Source organism: Oerskovia sp. NPDC060287, assembly GCF_042726775.1.
GTDB classification, from domain to species: Bacteria; Actinomycetota; Actinomycetes; order Actinomycetales; family Cellulomonadaceae; genus Oerskovia; species Oerskovia merdavium.
In genome coordinates, this window is sequence record NZ_JBHXBO010000226.1 from 1 (window position 1) to 6558 (window position 6558).

Below are 6558 nucleotides of genomic sequence, written 5' to 3' on the forward strand. Positions count from 1 at the left end.
CTGCGGGCCCTTCGTCGCTCACCTGTGCCAGCGAGCGGGGCGCGAGTCGCCAGCTCTGGGGCCAGGGCGGTCGAGACGTCAGCCCGCGTCGCCGAGGCTGTCGAGCAGCCGCCCCGCCATCCCGATCAGCTCGTCACGGACCAGGCCGTCGCCGATGAGCCGTACCGTCCCGGCAGGGGGTGCCTCGATCGACACGACCGAGCGATCCTGCCCCTCCGGGTCGGACACCACGGTCACGGCCAGGTCGCCCGAGAGCTCGGGGACCGGCTCGGGCGCCCAGTCGTCGCCCAGATACTCGACGTCGACGCCCTCGGGGACCGCGTAGACGTACAGGCCGGGCCCTTGCTCCTCGGGCTGGCCCTGGACGTAGATCGAGCTCGTGGACCCCGAGAGATCGATGTCGACGGTCTCGACGTAGCGGAAGCCCGCGGGCAGGATCGCCTCGTCGAGCTCCGATGCCGCGGCCAGCAGCAATGCTCCCTCCGTCGTCGCGCCGTCGAACGTCGGAGCCGGTCCGGTGGCCGGGGCTGCCGGGGTCTCGGCTGCGGTGGCGACGGGCGAGGCCGACGAGGCGCAACCCGCGAGCGCCGCGGCGACGAGGCCGAGGGCAAGGGGCAGCAGGGCGGTTCGGGTCGGGTGGGAGCGCACCCTCGGATGGTGCCACGATGCTGCGGCGCTGGACAAAACCCACCGAGCACGGTCACAGCGGACGTGTCGGCCGCCGGTGTTCCTCAGGCGGGGTTCACTCCGGGTCCCGGGGCAGGACGATCCACAGCACGATGTACAGCAGGATCTGCGGTCCGGGCAGGATGCAGGACGCGACCGCGAGCACGCGGACCAGCGTCGGGCTGATGTCGAAGCGTCGGGCGAGGCCGGCACAGACACCGGCGATCACGGCGCCGCGGCGCGGTCTGGCGAGGATGTGGCTCATGTTTCGACGGTACGCCGGGGGCTGACGCCCGCACATCGGGGGCTCCCCTGGTCCGTCCCTGATTCGTACCCCTGACGCAAGGGCTCGGTCGTCATCCCTGCGACGGACCCGATTCCTTTCGACCTTGACGACTCCTTGACGCCGGTCCCTCTTGTGCCGGGCTGAACAGGTGTTTAGCGTGTTGAACATGCGTTCAGCACCATCACGCACCCCCGCGGTCGACGCGGCAGAGCCCGCGGCCGACCCCTCGGACCTCACGGCTCGCGCGCGCATCCGCGACGCGGCCCTGGCCCGCTTCGCGAGCGAGGGCTTCCGCGTCCCGCTGCGCACGCTCGCCGCCGACGCCGGGGTCAGCGCGGGCCTCGTCATCCATCACTTCGGCTCGAAGGACGGCCTGCGGCGAGCGTGCGACGAGCACGTCCTCGTCCTGATCCGGGAGAACAAGCGCAACGTCCTGGGCGACGAGACGGGCTCCCGAGGCAGCCCCATGGACGTCCTCGCACAGCTCTCGTCGGTCGAGGAGTACGGCCCGGTCCTCGGCTACGTGCTGCGCAGCCTCCAGGAGGGCGGCGACCTCGCCCGCTCGTTCGTCGAGAGCATGGTCGAGGACGCCGCCGCGTACATCGCCGACGGCGTCGCCGCCGGCACCATCAGGCCCTCGCTCGACGAGACCGCGCGAGCGCAGTACCTCGTCACGCAGTCCCTCGGGACGATCCTCCTCGACCTCACGCTGCACCCGCCCGAGGACCCCACCGACACGGGCGCGATCGTCCGTGCCTATGTCGACCGCATGGGCCTGCCCTCGATCGAGCTCTTCACCGAGGGCTTCCTGACCGATCGCACGCTCCTCGACGCGTACCTCCGGTACGCCGAGCCGCCCCCCGACGAGCGGGCCTCCGCAGCACCGGCCCCGTAGCCCGAGCGGTCGTCCGCCGCCCCGGTCGACGAGACCGCCGCCCGCTCGCCGAGGCGAGCGACGCCGTCGGGCACGAACGTCCCCCGCTCGACGACGGCCCGCACCGGCTCTCCCTCCCAGCCCACGCCTCCCCGACGAGGAACCATGACCACGACAGCACGCACGACCTCCGACCCCGCCACGACCCGCGGACCGGCCGTCGAGATCCACGACCTGCGCAAGTCCTTCGGCACCACCCAGGCGCTCGACGGCCTGGACCTGACCGTCCGCGCCGGAGAGGTCGCAGGCTTCCTGGGACCCAACGGCGCCGGGAAGTCCACGACCCTCCGCGTGCTGCTCGGCCTCCTGCGCCCCGACTCGGGCACCGCGACCCTGCTGGGCGGCGACCCGTTCCGTGACGCCGTCTCCCTGCACCGACGCCTCGCCTACGTCCCGGGCGACGTCACGCTGTGGCCCCAGCTCTCGGGCGGCGAGACGATCGACCTGCTGCTGCGCCTGCGCGGCGCGGCGGTCGACGAACGCCGCAAGGCCCGCATGCTCGAGCGGTTCGAGCTCGACCCGACCAAGAAGACCGGGACCTACTCCAAGGGCAACCGGCAGAAGGTCGCGCTGGTCGCGGCGCTGAGCGCCGACGCGGAGCTGCTCGTGCTCGACGAGCCGACGTCGGGCCTCGACCCGATCATGGAGGCCGTCTTCCAGGACTGCGTGCGCGAGGCGACCGCGCGCGGCACGTCGGTCCTGCTGTCGAGCCACATCCTGGCCGAGGTCGAGGCGCTGTGCGACACCGTCACGATCATCCGCAGCGGCCGGGCCGTGCAGTCCGGGACGCTGCGCGAGCTGCGCCACCTCACGCGCTCCAAGGTCGTCGTGACCGTCGGTCCGGGAGCCACCTCGACCGCCGCGCTCGATGCGCTCGACGGCGTGCACGACCTCACCGTCGACGGGTCGCACCTGACCTTCCACGTCGACGACGACGCGCTCCCCCAGGTCACGCGCGCCCTCGCGGACCTCGAGCCGCACGGCCTGACGATCGAGCCGCCCTCGCTCGAGGAGCTGTTCCTGCGGCAGTACGGCGACGAGCTCGCCCTGCTCGAGGGCGAGGCCGAGCGATGACCGCGCTCGCGTCCCCGTCGACCGCCCCGGCCCGCACCGCCGCCCCGCCCCTGTCGCTGCACCGCGCGCTCGCCGGGACGGGGTCGCTCGTGCGGCTCGCGCTGCGGCGCGACCGGGTCCTCCTGCCCGTGTACGTCGTCGTCGTGCTGCTCATGGTCGCCGTGACGTACTCGTCGGTCGCGACCGTCTACGGCACGCAGGCCGAGCGCGACGAGCTCGCCGCGAGCATGGGCACCAACAGCGCGTTCCTGGCGCTGCTGGGCCCTCTCGAGCACACAGGGTCGGTCGCCTCGACGACGGCCTGGCGCGTGGGGCTCTTCATGATCCTCGTCCTGGGCGTGCTCGCGGTGCTCACCGTGGTGCGCCACACGCGCAAGGAGGAGGAGACCGGGCGGCTCGAGCTCGTGCGCGCGGCGCACGTGGGGTCGCTCGCACCGCTCGCGACGGGTGTCCTCGTCGCGGCCGGGATGTCGGTCCTCACGGGCGCGCTCATGGCCGCGATGTTCGTGGCCCAAGGAGCCGACGGCGCCTCGTCCGTCGCGTTCGGCCTCCAGTTCGCGGCGCTCGGCCTGGCAGGGACGGGGATCGGGGCGGTCTGTGCCCAGGTCGCGACGTCCTCGCGGACCGCGAACACGATCGGCGTGCTGCTGCTCGTCGCGGGGTACGCGCTGCGCGGCGTCGCCGACATCGAGCCGTCTGCCGACTGGCTGCACTGGGTCTCGCCCGTCGGCTGGGTCCAGGAGATCGACCCGTTCGGCGCGAACGCCGTCGGACCCGCGCTGCTGTGCCTCGCGCTGTTCGTCGTGTGCGCGGCGGTCGCGGCGCGCACGTCGCTCGGCCGCGACCTCGGGGCAGGGCTCGTCCAGCCTCGCCCCGGCCCCGCCGGGTCGTCCTCGCTGACCAGCCCTCTCGCGATCGCGCGCAGGATCCAGCTCCCGGGCGTCGCCTCGTGGGCGCTGGGCGTGGGCGCCTACTGCCTGCTCGTCGGGTTCCTCCTGGACTCGGTCGACGACATCGCGGGGTCGTCGCCGCAGATGCAGCAGATCATCGAGCAGCTCGGCGGGGCAGGTGCGCTCGCCCAGGTCTTCCAGGTCGCGATCATGGGGTTCGTCGGGATCGCAGCCGCGGCCTTCGCGGTGACCTCGGTCTCCCGGCTGCACGCCGAGGAGACGTCCGGGCGGGCCGAGCTGGTCCTCGCGACCGGGGTCTCACGGAATCGCTACCTGTCGGCCTCGGTCGTCCTGACCGTCGTCGGCGTGGTCGCCGTCCCGCTGTGGTCGGGGCTCATGATGGGCCTGGGGCACGCTCTCGTGTCGGGCGGGTGGGGCGCGGCGTTCGGCGACGCCGTCGGCGCGGGGCTCGTGCAGGTGCCTGCGGCCCTCGTCGTCGCGGGCCTCGTGCTCGCCCTCTACGGCTGGTGGCCGCGTCTGGTCGCGCTGGGCTGGGGGATCGTGACGCTCGTGCTCGTCGTCGGGCAGCTCGGCGAGCTGCTGGGCCTTCCGCAGTGGGTCCGCGACCTGTCGCCCTTCACCCACGTGCCCCAGGTCCCGCTCGACCCGTTCGCCCTCGGCCCGGTGCTCGCCCTCACCGCAGTGGCGGCTGCGCTCGTCGCTCTGGCATACGTCGGGTTCAGGCGTCGGGACGTGAGCGGCGCGTGAGCGCGGCGCACCGCCCGGCCCTGGAGCGGATGTGCGGGGCCCGTGGAGTTGTCGAGCACCGGGTGACATCCAGCCCTTCGCGCCCGGCGCCCGCCCTAGACTGACCCGCATGATCTTCAAGGCCGTCGGCGAAGGGCGCCCGTACCCCGATCACGGGTTGGTGACGCCCAAGGACTGGTCGAGCGTCCCGCCGCGGCAGGTACGGCTCGACGAGCTCGTCACGACCAAGGGCACCCTGAACCTGGAGACCCTCCTCTCGGAGGACTCGACGTTCTACGGTGACCTCTTCGCGCACGTCGTCGAGTACCAGGGTGTCCTCTACCTCGAGGACGGGCTGCACCGTGCCGTGAGGGCGGCTCTTCAGCAACGTGCCATCCTGCACGCCCGTGTGCTCATGCTCAACGCCCCTGCGGTCGGGTAAGTTGCTGGCGTGACCACGCAGCCCGGCCCCGACCACTCCCGTACCGTCCGACGACGGCGCATGCACGAGCGCCAGGCCGTGATCTTCGGGTTGCTCGTCGCCTTCCTGGTCATCACCGGCATCGGTGCGCTGGCCGTGTACACGGGCGCCGTCGACGCCCCCTTCAACAAGGGCTTCACCACCATCCAGGTCGACGGCGAGCTCGCCGACGTCAAGTCCCCCTGCCTGCCCGAGGGCACGCTGCCCGTCGCGTACGCCGACGTCCAGGTACGCGTCTTCAACGGCACCGGGAAGGGCGGCCTGGGCGCCGCGAACCAGGAGATCCTCACCAACCGCGGCTTCACGGTCGTCCTGCTGGGAGACCTCGAGGACACCGCCGGCAAGAACATCACGCAGGACGCCACGCAGATCTCGTACGGGCTGGCAGGGGTGGCTCAGGCCTACACGCTCGCGGCCCACTACCCGTCCCCGATCCTCGTCCTCGACGACCGGGCCGACGCCACGGTCGACGTGGTCCTCGGCAAGAACTTCGAGAACCTGGTCGACGAAGAGCTCGTCGGTCTCGACGGAGCGGTCCCGCTCGAGAGCCGCAAGGACTGCGTGGCGGTCGAGACCCTCACCCCGCGGGCCGCCTACGTCCCGCCGGTACCCGCAGCCGACGTCCCCGCCGAAGAGGTCCCTGCCGAGGAAGCCCCGGCAGAAGGCTGACGCCGGGCCCTGCGCCGGCCCCCGCCGATGCGCTGGCCCCGCACAGGGTTCGGCACTACTGTCTGGCCCGGTCTTTGATTCGTCCCTGCTCCTGAACGGTCGCTCCCACGATGGCCTCGCTCCCACTGCGCCCCGCTCGCGTCACCGACCTCGCCGAGGTCGACCGCCTGTACGACATCTGCCTGCGGACGGGGGCCGACGGCGGCGACGCGACCGCGAGGTACCGCGACCCGCGTCTGCTCGGTGAGGTCTACCTCGGTGCGTACCTGGCGCTCGAGCCGGACCTGGCGTTCGTGGTCGACGACGGCACGGGAGCGGTCGGGTACGTGATCGGCGCTGCGGACACCCGCGAGTTCGAGGCACGCTGCGAGCGCGAGTGGTGGCCGACGCTTCGCGAGCGGTACCCGCTCGACTCCTTCCCGGCCGAGTCCCCGGACGCCGGGCTCGTCGCACAGATCCACTCGCCCGGGACCGCGGAGCAGGACGTGGTGGACCTGTACCCGGCCCACCTGCACGTGGACCTCCTCCCGCAGGCGCAGGGAGGGGGCAACGGTCGGCGACTCCTCGAGACCTTGTTCGACGCGCTGCGCGAGCGCGGTGTCCAGGGCGTGCACCTGGGGGTCTCGGAGACCAACGCGTCGGCGATCGGGTTCTACGAGCACCTCGGCTTCGAGCGACTGGTGGTGCCGCAGGGCTACGTGCTGGGGCTCAAGCTCTAGCCCCTCGACGCTCCGACTCGTGGGGTGCCGAGCGCCGTGACCTCCGGGGCCGTACGAGATGCGGCTGACGGGGGTCAGGATCTCTCCCAGAC

At 72.4% G+C, this 6558-nt stretch carries 8 protein-coding genes; 6 read left to right on the plus strand and 2 right to left on the minus strand.

What is annotated here, in order from left to right:
- Positions 1-78: 78 nt before the first annotated feature.
- On the minus strand, positions 79-648 hold the full coding sequence (locus ACFWFR_RS16085) for a hypothetical protein (RefSeq protein WP_377615151.1): 570 nt from the start codon (positions 646-648) through the stop codon (positions 79-81).
- Positions 649-742: 94 nt separating this feature from the next.
- Complete coding sequence (locus ACFWFR_RS16090) at positions 743-931, minus strand: PspC domain-containing protein (protein ID WP_056645039.1); 189 nt, start codon at positions 929-931, stop codon at positions 743-745.
- A gap of 187 nt (positions 932-1118) precedes the next feature.
- Between ACFWFR_RS16090 and ACFWFR_RS16095 the strand changes: the two genes are divergently transcribed.
- The 6 genes from ACFWFR_RS16095 (at position 1119) to ACFWFR_RS16120 (ending at position 6466) form a co-directional block, all read left to right on the plus strand.
- Complete coding sequence (locus ACFWFR_RS16095; protein ID WP_377623626.1) at positions 1119-1847, plus strand: TetR family transcriptional regulator; 729 nt, start codon at positions 1119-1121, stop codon at positions 1845-1847.
- A 144-nt stretch (positions 1848-1991) separates the two neighbouring features.
- Positions 1992-2960, plus strand: coding sequence for an ATP-binding cassette domain-containing protein (locus ACFWFR_RS16100; protein WP_377615153.1), 969 nt, complete (start codon positions 1992-1994; stop codon positions 2958-2960).
- Positions 2957-4618: an ABC transporter permease gene (locus tag ACFWFR_RS16105; RefSeq protein WP_377623627.1), complete on the plus strand. Its 1662-nt coding sequence runs from the start codon at positions 2957-2959 to the stop codon at positions 4616-4618. Before ACFWFR_RS16100 ends, ACFWFR_RS16105 begins: the two co-directional genes overlap by 4 nt.
- A 109-nt stretch (positions 4619-4727) precedes the next feature.
- Positions 4728-5039, plus strand: coding sequence for a type II toxin-antitoxin system VapB family antitoxin (locus ACFWFR_RS16110; RefSeq protein WP_056645031.1), 312 nt, complete (start codon positions 4728-4730; stop codon positions 5037-5039).
- Positions 5040-5048: 9 nt separating this feature from the next.
- The gene (locus tag ACFWFR_RS16115) at positions 5049-5747 is read left to right on the plus strand and encodes a LytR C-terminal domain-containing protein (RefSeq protein ID WP_377623628.1); all 699 of its coding nucleotides are present in this window, start codon (positions 5049-5051) and stop codon (positions 5745-5747) included.
- 110 nt (positions 5748-5857) lie between these two features.
- Entirely contained in the window at positions 5858-6466 is a 609-nt protein-coding gene (locus tag ACFWFR_RS16120; RefSeq protein ID WP_191805301.1) for a GNAT family N-acetyltransferase, read from the plus strand.
- Positions 6467-6558 lie beyond the last annotated feature (92 nt).